Genomic DNA, 16548 nt, shown 5'->3' with positions numbered 1-16548 from the left:
TCCTTGACTGTTTGCAGCTTCGTGTTATTATAAGTTTAAGATATTCGGGTTACACGAAGTCAATACCTTTTTCAAAAATTTTTTTGGAGGATTATTATGTACTATACAATCAAGCAATTTGCCAAGATGTTCCATACAACAGAACACACCATACGCTATTATACGGATATCAATTTACTGCCGTGTCAGCGTGACGGGGGCAACCGCCGCATTTTCGATGAAGAATCAATAAACTGGATGCAGGGAATCACCTGCCTAAAAGGCTGTGGAGCCTCCATTGAGGATATTAAGGAGTACTGTAACCTCTGCCGTTTGCCGGAAGAAAAGGAAAACCTTATAGCAAGGTATCAGATTATTCTGCGTTCAAGAAAACAGGCGTATAAGCGTGTGGAAGAAGCAAGAAAAACTGCAAAATATATGGACGAAAAGGTAAAACACTATGAGGATATATTGGCAGGGGCAGCCCCGGATGACACAAATCCGAGAAGTTGGACAGCAGAAAACAGACCGCAGCACCATTAAGCTGAAAAGAACTTGCTCCATAATAATTGGGCAAGTTCTTTGTCTTAATGTCAATTCTCTACTTAAAAAAGCTTGGTTACCCCCGCCTTATCTGCTTACCTATTTTGAAAGAGTGGCAGTAAAATCCTCATTCATATTTCCGATAATTTCCATACCCGAATCAATATGCCCAAGGGAGATAAGTCCGTTGGAATTTCGGAAATCCTGATAGAAGATTGATAAATTGCCCCAGGGTGCATACAGACACAAATCTCCAACATCGGGGTCAAATTCCTCCGGCTCTCCCTTGGTGGGAAGTGCATTATCCATATAAGCAATTTTTTCTATGCCGTTGAAATCTTCAAAAGTGAGTTCAAGGGGCAGCATATTATAAAGTGTATTGGCGGCAGGAGTATCATATAAGGTCACATCAAACTCTTGTCCGTTTATTGCCAGTTTTAATTTCTTTTCTCCTGATTGTGGTGTTTTTACATTACCTGGAGACGATGTCGACGCTTGTGAATCTGCAGATTTATTTTCTGAAGCTTCAGCATTGTTTTGTATCTCTGACTGCTCCTGCTGAGAACTATGCCTGGAAACAGATAGTGCTGCCTGCTGATCTGCACAAGCGGCAAGATTGAAACAGAGCAGTACACTTAGAATAATTAAAATACCTTTTTTCATTGCGGACCCTCCGGTTTTTCTTTTAATTTTCGCATCACCTTGGTACTGTAATAAGCAATAAAGATGCAAAGTCCCATAAGTGCAAGATAATCTACATAAAATAAGATTTTCGGTTCGCTGTAATCTAAAAATACAAATTCTGACTTAAGCAGCAGATAGGTTGGAAAATCTCTGCTGATAAAAGTCCACACTCCATATCCGGCGATCACCAATCCCGCAATAAAAGCAGCAGTACTTCGTATTTTTGACTTATTTTTTATTCCCGCTGCTTTCCGGAGCATTCCCAAAATCATATTCCAGTGAAAACCTAAATGAAGGCTCATAAGGATGTATCCCCAATAGGCGCCGAGAATGTGAAGCCGCCGGGCTGAGGATAAACCGCCAATGGGAGGCAGAAAATCAAATACATAGCGCGACATCACAATGCCGCTGTACATTTGAGCAATCATCGCAAGCAGAATCAGTATATCAATGCAGAGTGTAATAATACGCATTGCATTATACTTTCCTTTAAATAAAGTCTTGTGCCAGTTACCGTTGAGAATATGGTGGGCAATAAAAAGCAGGAACATCCCCGCACCCAGCCATTCGTGGGCAGCTTCTCCCCAAAATTGATAACCCATTAAGAAAAGCAGTGCAAGGGTCATTAGAATATCGACGGATAGTTTGATTGCATTTTTTGGTTTCATTTTTCCACCGCCTTATTGATGCAGGAAATTGCATTCAGACTGCGGGGATAACCGATATACGGCAAACACTGTGAAACGACTTTTATCAGAAAATCTCTGTCATTTCCCATATTCATATTCCCTTTAGAGTGGGCGATAAGCTGTGGTTCACAATCGCCCTGTGCCATAAGAAAGCAAAAAGTAATCAGCTCACGCTCCCCAAGGGTTAAACCGTTTCGGGTGTAGTAGTCACCAAAACAATTTGCCGCCAGCCAACGGTTGATATGACTTGTCTTAAAGGCTTCTTTCATTTGTTCACCGAAGATTTCTACCTGCGCTTCAATTCCTTTTTCCAGCCGGTTATCAAGGGTAGTCACTGCCTGACTGTCAAGGGGGAGCTTTACGCCTTTTTTTTCTAACACTTCATTTGTGATATTCAAAAACGGTAACATTCTGCCGTAACCTAAGTAGCCAACTGCCTGATAAACAATCTCTTTTGCAATCATCGGAGTGATACCGTTTTCCAGGAATTTTGGGAGCATTTCTTTATATGCATCCACACTGCCGCAGCCCATCAGCGCCGCCAGAATAGCCATGCAGCGTGTCTTTTCATCTAATTGCTGATTTTTTTCGCCTGGAACTTCGGTGAAAGCAAAATACTCAAAGCGTTCTGTAAAATCGGGATCAGTAATATACAAATCCATTTTTTAACCTCCGTAATCAATTTGTTTGAATGTTATTGCTATTCAGCCAGTCAGACACATCTCCCGAAAGTTCTGAGCCGCCTGAATAGTGGATAGAAAGCGCTTCCCCCATGGCAGCGTTTGGCGCAAGCTTGGCGATAGCCGTTAAACTCTGTCCGAAACGACCGCCGCCGTGGGAGCAGAACGGCAGTATCGTTTTACCCGAAAAATCATATTCTTCCAGGAAAGAAGCAACAGGCATAGGAATGGAAGCCCACCAGTTGGGATAACCGATCATAATAATGTCATATTCATCCATATTGTCTATGTGATTTGCAAGCTCAGGGCGGGCCTGTGCGTTCTGATCACGCTGTGCTTCGTCCAAAACGGTGTTGTAGTCGCTGGAATATGGATTTACCATTGTAATTTCAAAGAGATCAGCGCCCGTCTGACTCTGGATTTCTTTAGCGATGCCCTCTGTATTGCCTCCCCATGAGAAATAGGCAATCAAGATTTTGCCGTTTCCGTCAGCAGTTGTATTTTGTGCTTCTGTTCCTGAAACACTGCCGGAACTGGGAGCCGCATTTAACACTAAGCGAATACCGAGATTGAAACTGCCTTTATTTTGTTCCAGTGTCGCACGGTATGCAGAACGCATATTTTTAGCGAAATCATTCCAGCCGCCGCCGCGGTAAACCCGAAGTGTGCCGGTGGCAGGACCGGTGGGATTTGTTTGTGCCTCATCGGAGTAATCCCCATAATAATCCCAGACCCATTCACTTACATTACCGTGCATATTGTAAAGCCCGTAAGGGTTTTCGGAAAAACTGTCTACAGGGACAGTGGTTTGTCTGTAATCACCGGGTTTTACTTCCAAATTTCCCTGTGAAAAATAGTTATCCTCTATTTCGTAGGGGTAATGGCCGTAATAGTTTGCATCTTCGGAGCTGGGAGAGTTTTCCATATAAAACGGTGTAGTGGTACCGGCACGGCAGGCATATTCCCATTCCGCCTCGGTGGGCAGGCGGTAACCGTTTGCACTTTTGTCCCAGGAAACATTCTTACCGTCGATTGTGTAGACCGGGGTTAAGCCGTCTTTTTCACTTCGGGCATTGCAGTAGGCTGCTGCGTCAAGCCAGGAGACATTTTCAACGGGTAGATCTTCTCCTGAAAAGTTACTGGGATTGCTGCCTGTGATTTCTTCATATTCTTTTTGTGTCAGCTCGTATTTGCTCATATAAAAATCGCTGACAGTAACCTTGTGCTGTGTTTCATCAGCACTGCGCCACGCTTCAGATTCGGGGCTGCCCATCTCAAAAGAGCCGCCCTTAATCAAAACAAAGTTTTCTGGAACCTGCAGATCACTTGTCTCCAGAGAATTGTCTGCAGATAGCTGTTCTGAACTTGTGCCGGGCCTCTCTGTCTGACTGCAGGCTGTCAAAGAGAAAATAAGGGATAGCGATAAAAGCAGTGATATAATTTTTTTCATAAAAATAGTCTCCTATTTGGCAAGTCCTATATCCTCCAGCCATTTGCTTACTGCACTGTCGGGATTTGAGGATGAACCGCTGCCGATGTGAAGCCCCTCTGTCACGGCTGCATTTGGTTCAAGGGATTTTACTTCATTTACCGTTCCCGAAAGACCGCTGCCGCCGCTAGTGCAGAACAGAGCAACTGTTTTGCCGGACAAATCGTAAGTATCGAAAAATGTATAGAGAATCATCGGCATATCGCCCCACCAGTTTGGAAATCCTACATAGATAACGTCGTACTGCTCAATGTTTTCAATGCTGCCCGAAATTCCAGGGCGGGCGTTATTCTTCTGTTCTTCCTGTGCCAAATCCACAACAGTATCATAGTCGTCGCTGTACGGTGTGGCCGGTACGATTTCAAAAATATCAGCGTTTGTCTGCGCTTGAATAGACTTGGCAACATTTTCGGTGTTTCCCGACCAGGAAAAATAAACCACTAATGATTTAGCGTCTGTTTCGGTGAATGTGGAAGAATTATCTGGACTGCCTGATTCTTCGGTAAGTGCGGAAGAATCGTTTTGGCTGTCTGCTTCCTTAGCAGATGCAGAACTTTGATTACTTGATTGCTGTGGAGCAGAGGAAGCCCCCTCATTATTGGCATTGTTGCTGCAAGCCGTAAAAGAGAGCAGCAGAGTAAGAACCATAATAATTGAAAATACTTTTTTCATTGTGAAAACTCCTTTCAGGTTTACATTAAAGATTGTTGTTTTTATCTATAATTCTTTTAAAAATATGTTGATGGTGATTTGTTTCCTTTTTGTATCTCAAATCGAAGATAATCCAGACGGTCTAATTGTTTTTCCTTAAAATGAATTTCATCTAATGTGCCATTTCTTTTTTCACTCAGCATGTTCAGCCGTTCCTTTTCCGTTGATTCTCCTTTCAAAAGCAGCTGCATATATTCTTTTACTTCATCATTAGTGAAACCGATATCGTGAAGCGTCATAATGGTACTTAATCGTTCAATATCGCTTTCATCATAATGCCACGAACTCATTATTTTTTTTACTTCACCACATAGTCCCCAGCTTTCATATTCCTGTAAAATTTTAATGGGAATTTTGTATCGTTCACTTGCTTCATTGATTGTCATTTCAAACTTCCTTCCCTATTGTATAAAAATAAAGATGCTCCGTTCTGGAACACCTTTATTGTAAATTTGGCTGTTTAAAATGTCTAATACTTATATTTAATCATGAGTTATGCCTTTTAAGTATTGCATTGAAAAATCTATAAAGGCAGAAGTTGTGGCAGAAAATATCTGCTCCTTTTTCCAACCTAAGACCGTTGAAACCTCCAAAAGGGGCTGCAGTGGAATAAACCGCAGGTTTTCATAGATACAGTTTAAGTTGATACTAAGCATTACGCCTATATTTTCTTTTGCTAACACTGCTTCGTTATAAGGAAGATTAGCGGTGGCAGCAATTTCAACCTGATCTTTATAATCACCAAGCCATTTTCCGATCCGGCTTTGGTTGAAGTCGCCTGTTGCAGTCACAATGGACATTCCAGCTAAATCTTTTGGCGTTATACGTTCCTTTTTGGACAATCCGGAATCACTAGGAACAAATACACCCCACTGTTCCTTGACTGGCATATTGACAAAATTGTATTTACGCATATCAATCGGTTCTGACATTAAACCTATATCGAGAAATCCTCTTTTAATATAATCGCGAATATAGAAATCTCGCAGTAAGTAGCCTTACTAAGGACAAAATACAAGGATATTACAAAGTATATGAACATTTTATTGTGCGCAATAAAAAACGTACACATGCAATAGTGGTACTTCCGACAGGAGTTGGAAAAACGGGGTTGATGGGATTACTGCCGTTTCATATTTGCGAAGGGAGAGCATTGATTATTACACCACAGTTAACTATTAAGGACACTGTTGTGGATTCTTTAGACCCGGAGAACCCAGAAAGCTTTTGGTACAAAAGAAAAATATTTAATAAAGTGCATGAAACACCGACTTTGGTGGAATTTGAACGTGGTATAAAAAGGGAGATATTAGATGCAGCTAATATAGTGGTTTTGAATATCCATAAATTGCAGGCAAGATTAAACAGCTCCCCGTTAAACTATTTACCCAAGGATTATTTTGATATGATAATTATTGACGAGGCTCATCATTCGACAGCTAATACGTGGGTTGAAACCATAAATCATTTTAATAAGGCTAAGGTCGTTAAGCTAACTGGAACACCGATACGTACAGATGGTGTAGAATTGGCTGGTGAATTAGTTTATAAGTATAAACTGAGTCAGGCTATGGCAAAAGGGTATGTAAAATCACTTAGAAATATTGAGTATATACCGGAACAACTATTTCTGACAATTGATAAAGATGAAACAAAGCAGTATACAGTTGAAGAACTATTGGCACTTGGTCTGCGTGATGAAGACTGGATAAGACGGTCAGTAGCATATTCCAAAGAATGCTCTGAAAGTGTAGTTAAAGAAAGCCTGAAGTTGTTGGAAAATAAACGAAGAGATGGATCAAAAGTACCTCATAAAATTATCGCAGTTGCATGTAGTATTGACCATGCAGAGCAAATTAAGCGGTTGTATGTAGAAAAAGGATACAGCGCAGAAGTTATCCACAGCAGACAAACACCAGAAGAACGGAGTGAAATAAAACAAGATATAGAAAATCATCGTGTAGATGTTATTATTCATGTTGCGATGTTGGGAGAAGGATATGATCACCCTTATCTTAGCGTGGCTGCGATATTCAGACCATTTAGAAGTGAGCTTCCATATGAGCAGTTTATTGGTAGAGTTTTAAGGGTTATTCCTGATAAGGAAGCTGAGAAAGCGGATGATAACATTGCAGACGTAGTTTCACATCACAACTTGCAGTTATCGGAACTTTGGGAAAAATACAAGATAGAGCTACAGGAGAGTGAAGTAATTAAGCATCTTCAGGATGAGAACTTGCTGGATGACAGTGGAGAATCATCTAAAGGAACATCTTCCGGAGCAGGAGCAGATATAATCCCTCTTGGCTTGGCAAAAGAACGAGGAACAGGAACTTTAATTACAGATACATATTTAAATACGGAATTGATAAAGAAGCAAAAGGAAGAAGAACGGAAACAAAAAGAGAATATTGATAAGTTAAAGGAGCTGCTGCATATTGACTATGAGCAGGCATTAGCAATTTATAATCAAACAAGAACAAAAGATACGGCTGCATTTAAAAGACCTGATTTGTATTTTGCTAATAGGAAGAAAAATCTAGATGATCAGATAAGAGAAATTTTGGTTCCGCAGTTAATAACTAAATTCCATATTAATCAATCAGAAAAAAATTTAGCAGATTGCAGACTGTTTAATGGGAAATATTTGTGGATAAAAAGTAAGGCAACTAATAATGGTGCAATGCTGGCTATGTATTTTAACGCTTATTTGAGAGGTGAAATAGGAAAAAAGCGGGAAGAATGGAAAGTGTCAGATTTTGATATAGCATTTGAAAAGCTTGCGATTGCGGAGGAATTTGTTGAAAAGATATTAATGGAGTATTTGCATTTAGATGATGAAGAATATTGATGCTAGGAGGAAGAAACATGGATGCTTATATTAAGAAGATATATGATATGCTGTACTCACCAATCATATCACCGTATAATTTATTGGAAAACGCAAAACTGGAAAATTATAGTTATGTAAAGTATTTTACGAATGAAGAGGGATTAGTAGCTGAGATGCAGTGTGAAATTCCAGGAGAAGGAGAGAGTACATTCTATTATCAGTTTGATAAAAAAGATTATTTGCAAAGAATATATCAGAATACTATGGAAACAGAAAATATTGTCTTTAGCAGAGAAGATGCAGTGGAAACTGCTAAAGAGGAATATTACTCAAACAAAGCAGCAATAGGGAAGATTTGTTGAGGTACAAAGGCATTTCGGGCAATAATAGTCGAAATGCCTTTGTGATTTAAAAAAGTTAAAAAATCTTTTAGTCCTATCTTGACACAAACTAATGTTATGGGCATTCCCACTGTAGATCCCATATGTTACATTGGGATATTTTTTTCGGAATGCTGCAATGAGCGTCCTCTTTTTACATAAAGTCTCGTTTGGTTCTTTTACGGGCAAAGCTTTTGAAACAGTTGAATTTATTGTATCATACGGATAAAATATGATTACCAGGAATTTAAAACCTCCCAAAGGGAAGGCGGACATCATACCTGCGGCAGATATAATGTAATACTTGACAATAAAATCCTACACGTGTAAGATGTATGAAATATTACGAGTGTAAGGGTGAAGAAAATGAAACAATGGAAAAGGAATCACAGACATTTAAAAATTTCGCGGCTTGCTATTTTAAAAATCATATTTTTACTGCTGGCAGCTGTGTTAGTCCGAAGGATTTGGCAGCTGCAGATTGTAGAAGGAAAAACCTATAAAGAAAGCTTTATCTTAAAGACTACAAAGACGTTGACGCAGGCTGCTCCAAGGGGAAACATTTATGACCGTAATGGAAAACTTCTTGCATCCAGCCGTCTTGTTTATACAATTACCATAACAGACAGTGGCAGCTATGAAACAGATCGGGAACGCCAGCTTACTTTAAATGGAAATATTCATCGGCTTCAGAAAAAAATGCAGGTTTTGGGAGGCAGTCTAAAGACAGGACTTAAAATTGCTGCGGATGAGAAGGAGGGGTATATATATACGGTGGACGGCAGTCTGCTGCTGCGGTTTCGCGCAGATATATTTGGCCTTAAGGATCCGGCAGATCTGACGGAGGAACAAAAAAATATGACGGCAGAAGAAATGATAGATTATCTGGCGGGAAACCAAAAGTTCGCACTGTATGGCTGGGGAAAAGAAGATTATACAGAAAAAGAACTGCTAGAATATGGTCTTGAGAAAGAATATTCCAGACAGGAGGTTCTTGAGATTCTTGGAGTACGATATATGCTGTGGCTGAATTCCTATAAAAAATATGAACCGGCAGTTATCGCGGAAGATGTTTCTGAGGAATTAGCTGCTTATGTGAAGGAACATTCAGATACCCTTGGGGGAATTGGGATTGGGACAGACTGGGAGAGGGTTTACGAAAGCCCGAAGGCCATGTCGCATATACTTGGGTATACAGGAAAAATTTTTACCGATGAACTGGAGGCATTTTTAGAAAACGGACAGGAATATTCAGTGGATGATACCGTCGGAAAAGCCGGAATGGAGCAGTATCTGGAAGAAGAGCTGCGGGGCACAGACGGGCAAATGGAAGTGGTGGTAAACAATGTTGGAAAGGTAATCGGAGAGGAAAAAAGGGTGGCAGAGACTGTTTCCGGAGGAGATGTATATCTTACCATTGATAAAGATTTACAGGAAGCGGTCTACCAGATGATAGAAGAGAAACTGGCAGGAATTCTTATGGACAATCTGATTAATGCCAGAACCTTTGATAAAACCAGGATTACAGATTCCACACAGATCAGGATTCCCGTATATGATGTGTATACAGCACTGATTGAAAATGAAGTGTTAAAGATTGCTGATATGAAACAGGAGAATGCTTCCTATGAGGAAAAGAGCCTGATTCAGAAATTAAACAGAAAAAAGAGAACTGTTTTGGATGCCATAGAAACCGATCTGAAAAAAGGGGACAGGACATTTGGACAGCTGTCAGAGGAGATGCAGGAATATGAAACTATAGCTGTGTTAAACAGCAGAATTTTATCTCAGGATGCGGTTGATAAAACAGATGCACTGTATAAATCCTGGCAGGAGGAGGGGAGCATAAGCACCCGGGAATTTTTAAGAGGAGCTATTGAGAAGGGGTGGATTTCTCCGGGGATTTTAGATGAAGACCGATATCTGACGTCCGAGGAGATCTGCCTGTATGCATTGGAACGCATACAGGAGGCTCTTATGGAACAGGAAGACTTTGAAAAGCTGGTGCTAAGCCATATGATTTTAAAGGATGAAATTTCCGGAAGAGAGGTATGCCTTCTTTTATACCGGCAGGGTATTTTGTCAGAAAAGGATAAAGATTATAATCTTCTGAAAAATGGGAAACTCAGTACGTTTTCCTTTGTGAAAAAGAAAATAAAAAATCTGGAACTGACACCTGCTATGCTTGGTCTAGACCCCTGTTCCGGCTCGGCGGTTGTGGTACAGCAGGGAACCGGTGAGGTTTTGGCCTGTGTCTCCTATCCGGGATATGATAGTAACCGACTGGCAGAGCCTATGGATTCCGAATATTACAATGAGCTTTTAAAAGACCGCTCGCTGCCCCTTTATAACCGGGCTTCCCAGCAGATGACTGCTCCGGGCTCTGCCTTTAAGCCTGTGACGGTTGCGGCGGGGATTCAGGAAGGGGTGATAACTGCCAATACCCAGATGATCTGCGACGGTGTGTTTGATAAATTAAAACCGGATTTAAGGTGCTGGAAGCATTCGGGGCACGGCAGTATTGTGAACGCGGCTTCTGCAATTCAAAATTCCTGCAACGACTATCTGTGCGATATTTCCTGGCGTCTTGGGACAAGAAATCAGGCATCCTATAATGACAGCCAGGCGCTTTCTTATCTGCAGAAATATGCATCCTTGTTTGGTCTGGATGAAAAATCCGGAATTGAGCTGACAGAAAGCCAGCCGCATGTGACAAAAGATTATGGCATTCAGTCTGCAATCGGACAGGGAACACATAACTATACCACAACCCAGCTGGCAAAATATGTAAGTACGCTGGCGTTACAGGGGAGAGAGATTCCCCTGACGCTGATCAGTGAAAAAAATGCTGGGATAAAAAAGAAAGAAACAATAGAATTATCGGAAGAGACCTGGATGGCCATTTCCCAGGGGATGCGGCAGTTTGCACAATATAATTCCGTTTTAAAAGGCATGGATTTAGATGTGGCGGGAAAGACCGGCACTGCCCAGGAGGTTAAAACCCGGCCGGATCATGCATTGTTTATTGGATATGCGCCGGCTGATACGCCAGAGATAGCAATAGCAGTCCGTATTGCCAATGGCTATAGTTCTACCAATGCAACTGCTGTGGGAAGGGATATTTTTAATTATTATTTTGATTTAGAAGAAAAAGAGACTGTGATCACCGGACAGGCATCGGGGGCCTCCAATATGAGAGCAGACTAAAAAACGGAGAGGATAGGATATGGACATACAACTGCATTATATAGAACAGGGCAGAGGAAAGCCGTTGATACTATTGCATGGAAATGGGGAAGACTGCGGATACTTTCGCCATCAGATTACATATTTTAGAAAAAAGTATCGTGTGATTGCCATAGATACCAGGGGACATGGAAACTCTCCCAGAGGGGAAGCGCAATTTTCCATCCGTCAGTTTGCAGATGACCTGAAAGAATTTATGGATGAAATGGAGATACCAAAAGCCAGTATTCTCGGGTTTTCGGACGGAGGAAATATTGCGGTAATTTTTGCCCTGCGCTATCCTGGGATGGTAGAACGACTGATTTTAAATGGGGCTAATTTAAATCCCGGGGGCGTAAAACGCTGGGTTCAGATTCCTGTGGAAATCGGTTACCGGCTGGCACTGTTTTTTGCAAAATTCAGTGCCGGCGCCAAGCTGAAAGCCGAAATTCTGGGGCTTATGGTAAAGGATCCTATGGTTTTGCCGGAAGAGCTGGAAAAAATTCATATAAAAACACTGGTAATAGTGGGTGATCATGATATGATAAAGGAAAATCATACCAGGTTAATTGCAGATCATCTTCCGGATGCCAGCCTTGTAATCCTTCCGGGGAATCATTCTGCAGCCGCCAAAAATCCGGAGGAATTTAATTATCAGGTGGAAAAGTTTTTGGAAGAGTAAACCTCTTTTTAGAGGAAATGAATGGCTGCGGTAAATTTGGAAATGATAAGAGTATTAGATCAGGGCGTGTAGCTTTTTCTATGTAAAGACAGAATAGAAAATAATTGGAGGCTGTAAATATGAGATTGAAAAACAAAGTAGCATTGGTTACTGCTTCAACCAGAGGAATAGGACTTGCCTGTGTGAATCGTCTGGCCCGGGAGGGAGCAGTGGTATATATGGGAGCCAGAAACCTTAAACGGGCCGAAGAGAGAGCCCTAGAATTGAATGCTCTGGGCTTGCATGTGAAAACCGTTTATCATGATGCGTCTCAAAAGGAGACCTATTCTGCTATGGTAAAAACTGTGGCCGGGCAGGAGGGCAGATTGGATATCCTTGTCAATAATTTTGGAACTTCTGATCCCCGGACAGATTTGGATATTCAACAGACAGATTATCAGGATTTTATAGGTACAGTTGATATGAACCTTGCCAGTGTATTTTTAACAGCACAGACGGCCATACCTATTATGAAGGAACAAGGCGGCGGAAGTATTATAAATATTTCCTCTATTGGAGGGCTGAGGCCTGATATTTCCCAGATTGCATATGGAACCAGCAAAGCGGCTATTAATTATCTGACAAAATTGATTGCAGTACAATGTGCTAGAGATAACATTCGGTGCAATGCAGTTCTGCCTGGCATGACAGCTACGGATGCGGTAATGGAACATCTCTCAGAGGAGTTTCGTGAATTTTTCCTGAAACATATTCCGATCAAGAGAATGGGAACGCCGGAGGAGGTGGCCGGTACCGTATTTTATTTTGCCAGTGACGACAGTGCATATTCCACCGGGCAGATTGTGGATGTATCCGGAGGCTTTGGTCTGCCTACACCGGTATTTGGTGATTTGATTGATCTTAAGAATAAAAGATAGTATTTTGCCCTTCTGGGCAGAATACTATCTTTTTCTTTACGGCTTTTGGTGTGTGTGATAGAATAAAAAGCTATATACAGCATAAGGATATTTTAGTAAATAGCAGGGAGGATATATGAATTTTTCTGTTTGGCTGACAATGTTACAGGGATTGATTGTAGGGGTTACACTGATGGTGCCGGGGATGTCCGGCGGAACTATGGCTATGGTGCTGGGGGCCTATGACCGTCTGATTCAATCGGTTAGTTCCTTTCGAAAGCACAAGAAAAAAAGTCTGCTGTTTCTGGCAGCTTTTTCTGTTCCGGCTGTATTTGGTATGGTAATGCTGGCAAAACCGCTGCTTTTGCTGATACAGCTTTATGAAAAACCGATGATGTACTTTTTTATGGGAGCAGTGGCAGGGAGTATCCCCATGATTTACAAAAAGATTCAGATGAAGCGTTTGAATCTGAAATTTTTTCTTTATCTGATCATTGGAATTGCTGCGGTGGCAGGAGTTGCGAAGATACCCTCCGGGCTATTTGGCGGTGACTATTTTTCGGGTATCGGATACTATCTGATTCAGATCGCCGGGGGCATTATTGTGGCTGTAGCTTTAGTTCTGCCGGGAATCAGTGTATCTTATATGCTGGTTTTAATGGGATTGTATGAACCGACCATGGAAGCGGTGGGAAATCTGGATGTTATTGCCCTGCTGCCATTGATCATTGGATGTCTCCTTGGGATACTGCTTACAACGAAATTATTGGAATTTTGTATGAACAGGTATCCTTTTGCTGCCTATCTGATTATTTTAGGATTTGTGATTGGTTCGGCGGCCCAGGTATTTCCAGGGATTCCAGTTGGGAAAACGCTGGTTGTTTGTATTTTTACTTTTCTTGCAGGATTCTTTGTGATTTACTATTTGTCCAGAAAAGAAGAGGATCTGGAAAGGATTTCTTGACTTTTCAAGGAATCTTTCTATAATAAATGGTAGGACCAATTAAGATATATGAAAGATTACATACAATGGCTGAATTTGTTTCAAGGGATGTTTTTTGCAGCAAAAATTTACAGGAGGGAAGCGTATGAAGTATTTAAAACAATTTGGAATCATTTTGATTATTTCTCTGCTGGGGGAGATATTAAAAGAAGTGATTCCCCTGCCGATTCCGGGAAGTGTATATGGCCTTTTAATTCTGCTGGTCTGTCTGATCACCGGCATTCTGCAGGTTTCGGCAATTCGTGAGACAGCCGCCTTTTTAATTGAAATTATGCCAATTATGTTTGTGCCTGCAGCGGTGGGGCTTTTGGATTCCTGGGGCCGGCTGGCGTCTGTGTTTGTGCCGGTTCTGGTAATTGTTGTATGCTCTACTGTTTTAGTAATGGCTGTTACCGGGAAGGTTACTGAATTAGTAATTAAAAAAGAAAAGGGAATGCATCATGAATGAGATTGTAAAGAATTTCACTTTTTTTGGGGCGGCCCTGAGTATTGCTGCTTATGAAATTGCACTTCTGCTGAAAAGAAAGTTTAAGCTGGCGATTTTAAATCCGCTTTTGATTTCCGTAATTTGTGTTATGGCTGTATTAATCATCTGTCATGTGGATTATGATACTTATAATGAAGGAGCGAAATATATTTCTTATCTGCTGACACCTGCCACGGTCTGCCTTGCGGTACCGCTGTATGAACAGCTGGCATTGTTAAAAAAGCATCTGCGGGCAGTGGTCTGTGGCCTTTTGTCCGGTATTTTTGCAAGTTTGACAGGAATCCTTGTTATGTCAAAGCTATTTGGCTTGAATCATCAGATGTATGTTACGATGCTGCCAAAGTCTATTACAACGGCCATTGGGATGGGCGTTTCCCAGGAGCTTGGGGGTGTTGTTACAATTACAGTGGCATCAATTATAGTAACCGGTATTCTGGGAAATGTAATAGCTGAAATAGTCTTTAAAATTTTCAGAATTAAGGAGCCCATAGCGAGAGGACTTGCCCTTGGAAACGCATCTCATGCCATTGGCACAGCCAAGGCCCTGGAACTTGGAGCTGTTGAAGGAGCTATGAGCAGTCTGGCAGTGGCAGTTGCGGGACTTGTAACTGTGGCGTTGGCATCTGGATATGCTCATTTTATGTAATACGAGGAGGATTGTTTTATGATTATAACAATCGGAAGAGAATACGGAAGCGGAGGACGGGAGATTGGAAAAATGCTGGCCAAACGGCTGAATCTGCCTTTTTATGATAAGAAGAAGTTGTTGAATGCTGCTGATTCAGATGACAATTATGAAGAGATGAAGGATTTTTATGAAGAAAAACCCATCAACAGCTATTTATATGCCATTGAGGAAAATCAGGAAGCGCTGGATCCGGATTATGGAATTTCTAAAATTCCGTTTCAGAAAATACGAGCTCTGACAGCTTTAGAAGGCGGCGTTATTATTGGACGGTGCGCCAATTATATCTTCCGGGGAAAGGAGGATGCGGTTAGTGTGTTTATTCATGCATCTGAAGAACACAGAATTGCCAAAATTGCAGAAATGGAACATATTTCTATTGGAAATGCCAAAAAGAGAATGCATCAGGTAGATGAACAGCGTGCCGCATTTCACCATATGTACACCAAAGAGACCTGGGGAGCAGCTAAAGGATATGAGCTTTGCCTGGACAGTGGAGTGTTAGGTGTAGACAGATGTGTGGAGCTGATTATAAAATATTTGGAATGGCGGGGCTGACACTCTGCCTTTAGCGCAGGCAGATACCAAAAAGTAATCAATACAAAATATAATAACATTGTTATATAATACTCATATAAAAATATATTTTGGTAGGTTTTGCATGTGGAAAAATCATATTTAAAAGTTGATAATTATATTAAAGAGCAGGTGCTTAACGGCTGTCTGAAAGCGGGAGATCGGCTTTTGCCGGAAAGAGAGCTGGCTTTGCTTCTTGATGTCAGCAGAAATTCTGTAAGAGAAGGGCTTAGAATACTTGAAAATATGGGGGTCATCAGCAGTCAGCAGGGTTCGGGAAATTATATATCCAGCGATTTTGATGAAACCATTGTCTCTGTTATGTCGTATATGTACGTATTAAAAGAGATGGATATGGATCAAATTACAGAATTTCGTTATGCTCTAGAATGGCAGGCGATGAATCTTGCCATAAAAAAAGCAACGGAAAATCAGAAAAAAAGGATGCTTGAGCTGGTGGAGCAGATGTCGGAGGCAAAAACGGAAGATCTGCGGGGGGCACTTGACAAAGAGATTCATTATCTGATCATTGAGTCTGCGGGAAATGAATACATGACAACTACATTTAAAGCGCTGACATGTATTATGGAGCGTTATATTCATCAGATGCGTGATAAAATTATACTTGGCATGAGCAATGACGAAGGATTAACGCAAGTACACCGCATGATAGTTGAGGCCCTTGTGGAGGGAGACTTAAAAAAAGGGATTGATGGTCTGAAGCTTCACTATCAATATATCAATGAGTATAAGAATACTTGAAATAAAAAAGAAAAATGAATCAAAGGAATTTAGCAGTCTTATCAGAGGAATCTGATGAGGCTGTTTTTTTGCTCTATAGGAAGCACTGTGTTGTGATAGAGCTGAAAAGTACCGATTCCTATAGAGCAAAAAAACGCTCCGCTTTTGATCGCACTGCGGCGGAATAATTCTTTTTTGTTCCATGCCAAAATATAAACAACTATTGCAAAAAACGAATTAATAAATGTCAATAATGAATTGCGTA

Annotated in this window: 18 protein-coding genes; 11 read left to right on the top strand and 7 right to left on the bottom strand. The window is 41.1% G+C overall.

Annotation, left to right across the window (positions count from 1 at the left end; genetic code table 11):
- Positions 1–96: 96 nt before the first annotated feature.
- The gene (locus OCV88_RS04230; protein ID WP_158424344.1) at positions 97–522 is read left to right on the top strand and encodes a MerR family transcriptional regulator; all 426 of its coding nucleotides are present in this window, start codon (positions 97–99) and stop codon (positions 520–522) included.
- A 99-nt stretch (positions 523–621) separates the two neighbouring features.
- Here OCV88_RS04230 and OCV88_RS04225 read toward each other — a convergent pair whose 3' ends face one another.
- The 7 genes from OCV88_RS04225 to OCV88_RS04195 all read right to left on the bottom strand — a co-directional run bounded on the left by OCV88_RS04225 (position 622) and on the right by OCV88_RS04195 (position 5737).
- Positions 622–1185, bottom strand: a complete 564-nt coding sequence (locus OCV88_RS04225) for a cyclophilin-like fold protein (protein WP_158424343.1) — start codon at positions 1183–1185, stop codon at positions 622–624.
- Complete coding sequence (locus OCV88_RS04220) at positions 1182–1874, bottom strand: DUF4405 domain-containing protein (RefSeq protein ID WP_158424342.1); 693 nt, start codon at positions 1872–1874, stop codon at positions 1182–1184. The genes OCV88_RS04225 and OCV88_RS04220 overlap by 4 nt, the downstream gene beginning before the upstream one ends.
- On the bottom strand, positions 1871–2557 hold the full coding sequence (locus OCV88_RS04215; protein ID WP_158424341.1) for a carboxymuconolactone decarboxylase family protein: 687 nt from the start codon (positions 2555–2557) through the stop codon (positions 1871–1873). Before OCV88_RS04215 ends, OCV88_RS04220 begins: the two co-directional genes overlap by 4 nt.
- A 16-nt stretch (positions 2558–2573) precedes the next feature.
- The gene (locus OCV88_RS04210; RefSeq protein ID WP_158424340.1) at positions 2574–4025 is read right to left on the bottom strand and encodes a flavodoxin; all 1452 of its coding nucleotides are present in this window, start codon (positions 4023–4025) and stop codon (positions 2574–2576) included.
- 12 nt (positions 4026–4037) lie between these two features.
- Complete coding sequence (locus OCV88_RS04205) at positions 4038–4736, bottom strand: flavodoxin (RefSeq protein WP_158424339.1); 699 nt, start codon at positions 4734–4736, stop codon at positions 4038–4040.
- Positions 4737–4792: 56 nt separating this feature from the next.
- Complete coding sequence (locus OCV88_RS04200; protein WP_158424338.1) at positions 4793–5161, bottom strand: MerR family transcriptional regulator; 369 nt, start codon at positions 5159–5161, stop codon at positions 4793–4795.
- A 96-nt stretch (positions 5162–5257) separates the two neighbouring features.
- The gene (locus tag OCV88_RS04195) at positions 5258–5737 is read right to left on the bottom strand and encodes a LysR family transcriptional regulator substrate-binding protein (protein ID WP_262590714.1); all 480 of its coding nucleotides are present in this window, start codon (positions 5735–5737) and stop codon (positions 5258–5260) included.
- Positions 5738–5787: 50 nt separating this feature from the next.
- Between OCV88_RS04195 and OCV88_RS04190 the strand changes: the two genes are divergently transcribed.
- From OCV88_RS04190 to OCV88_RS04145, 10 genes are all read left to right on the top strand, one after another.
- Positions 5788–7626: a DEAD/DEAH box helicase gene (locus tag OCV88_RS04190; RefSeq protein ID WP_158424337.1), complete on the top strand. Its 1839-nt coding sequence runs from the start codon at positions 5788–5790 to the stop codon at positions 7624–7626.
- Between the two features lie 17 nt (positions 7627–7643).
- Entirely contained in the window at positions 7644–7970 is a 327-nt protein-coding gene (locus OCV88_RS04185) for a hypothetical protein (protein WP_158424336.1), read from the top strand.
- Positions 7971–8354: 384 nt separating this feature from the next.
- A complete protein-coding gene (locus OCV88_RS04180; RefSeq protein ID WP_158424335.1) occupies positions 8355–11195 on the top strand; it encodes a penicillin-binding transpeptidase domain-containing protein in 2841 nt (946 codons plus the stop codon).
- Positions 11196–11214: 19 nt separating this feature from the next.
- Positions 11215–11895 (top strand): alpha/beta fold hydrolase, encoded by a 681-nt coding sequence (locus OCV88_RS04175; RefSeq protein WP_158424334.1) that lies wholly within the window; start codon positions 11215–11217, stop codon positions 11893–11895.
- 119 nt (positions 11896–12014) lie between these two features.
- The gene (hdhA, locus tag OCV88_RS04170) at positions 12015–12812 is read left to right on the top strand and encodes a 7alpha-hydroxysteroid dehydrogenase (RefSeq protein WP_158424333.1); all 798 of its coding nucleotides are present in this window, start codon (positions 12015–12017) and stop codon (positions 12810–12812) included.
- A gap of 115 nt (positions 12813–12927) precedes the next feature.
- A complete protein-coding gene (locus OCV88_RS04165) occupies positions 12928–13755 on the top strand; it encodes a DUF368 domain-containing protein (protein ID WP_158424332.1) in 828 nt (275 codons plus the stop codon).
- A 124-nt stretch (positions 13756–13879) separates the two neighbouring features.
- A complete protein-coding gene (locus tag OCV88_RS04160; protein ID WP_158424331.1) occupies positions 13880–14242 on the top strand; it encodes a CidA/LrgA family protein in 363 nt (120 codons plus the stop codon).
- Complete coding sequence (locus OCV88_RS04155; protein ID WP_158424330.1) at positions 14235–14927, top strand: LrgB family protein; 693 nt, start codon at positions 14235–14237, stop codon at positions 14925–14927. Before OCV88_RS04160 ends, OCV88_RS04155 begins: the two co-directional genes overlap by 8 nt.
- Before the next feature lie 18 nt (positions 14928–14945).
- Positions 14946–15524, top strand: coding sequence for a cytidylate kinase-like family protein (locus OCV88_RS04150; RefSeq protein ID WP_158424329.1), 579 nt, complete (start codon positions 14946–14948; stop codon positions 15522–15524).
- Between the two features lie 105 nt (positions 15525–15629).
- Positions 15630–16304: a FadR/GntR family transcriptional regulator gene (locus OCV88_RS04145; protein ID WP_158424328.1), complete on the top strand. Its 675-nt coding sequence runs from the start codon at positions 15630–15632 to the stop codon at positions 16302–16304.
- Positions 16305–16548: the final 244 nt, after the last annotated feature.

The organism is Brotonthovivens ammoniilytica, assembly GCF_025566885.1.
GTDB classification, from domain to species: domain Bacteria; phylum Bacillota; class Clostridia; order Lachnospirales; family Lachnospiraceae; genus Brotonthovivens; species Brotonthovivens ammoniilytica.
The sequence above is the reverse complement of the archived record's forward strand: the minus strand, read 5'-3'. Positions and strand labels throughout refer to the sequence as shown.

Coding starts and splice junctions, on each gene's coding strand:
- OCV88_RS04230 (WP_158424344.1), top strand. CDS start 97: ATGTACTATACAATCAAGCAATTTGCCAAGATGTTCCATACAACAGAA.
- OCV88_RS04225 (WP_158424343.1), bottom strand. CDS start 1,185: ATGAAAAAAGGTATTTTAATTATTCTAAGTGTACTGCTCTGTTTCAAT.
- OCV88_RS04220 (WP_158424342.1), bottom strand. CDS start 1,874: ATGAAACCAAAAAATGCAATCAAACTATCCGTCGATATTCTAATGACC.
- OCV88_RS04215 (WP_158424341.1), bottom strand. CDS start 2,557: ATGGATTTGTATATTACTGATCCCGATTTTACAGAACGCTTTGAGTAT.
- OCV88_RS04210 (WP_158424340.1), bottom strand. CDS start 4,025: ATGAAAAAAATTATATCACTGCTTTTATCGCTATCCCTTATTTTCTCT.
- OCV88_RS04205 (WP_158424339.1), bottom strand. CDS start 4,736: ATGAAAAAAGTATTTTCAATTATTATGGTTCTTACTCTGCTGCTCTCT.
- OCV88_RS04200 (WP_158424338.1), bottom strand. CDS start 5,161: ATGACAATCAATGAAGCAAGTGAACGATACAAAATTCCCATTAAAATT.
- OCV88_RS04185 (WP_158424336.1), top strand. CDS start 7,644: ATGGATGCTTATATTAAGAAGATATATGATATGCTGTACTCACCAATC.
- OCV88_RS04180 (WP_158424335.1), top strand. CDS start 8,355: ATGAAACAATGGAAAAGGAATCACAGACATTTAAAAATTTCGCGGCTT.
- OCV88_RS04175 (WP_158424334.1), top strand. CDS start 11,215: ATGGACATACAACTGCATTATATAGAACAGGGCAGAGGAAAGCCGTTG.
- hdhA (WP_158424333.1), top strand. CDS start 12,015: ATGAGATTGAAAAACAAAGTAGCATTGGTTACTGCTTCAACCAGAGGA.
- OCV88_RS04165 (WP_158424332.1), top strand. CDS start 12,928: ATGAATTTTTCTGTTTGGCTGACAATGTTACAGGGATTGATTGTAGGG.
- OCV88_RS04160 (WP_158424331.1), top strand. CDS start 13,880: ATGAAGTATTTAAAACAATTTGGAATCATTTTGATTATTTCTCTGCTG.
- OCV88_RS04155 (WP_158424330.1), top strand. CDS start 14,235: ATGAATGAGATTGTAAAGAATTTCACTTTTTTTGGGGCGGCCCTGAGT.
- OCV88_RS04150 (WP_158424329.1), top strand. CDS start 14,946: ATGATTATAACAATCGGAAGAGAATACGGAAGCGGAGGACGGGAGATT.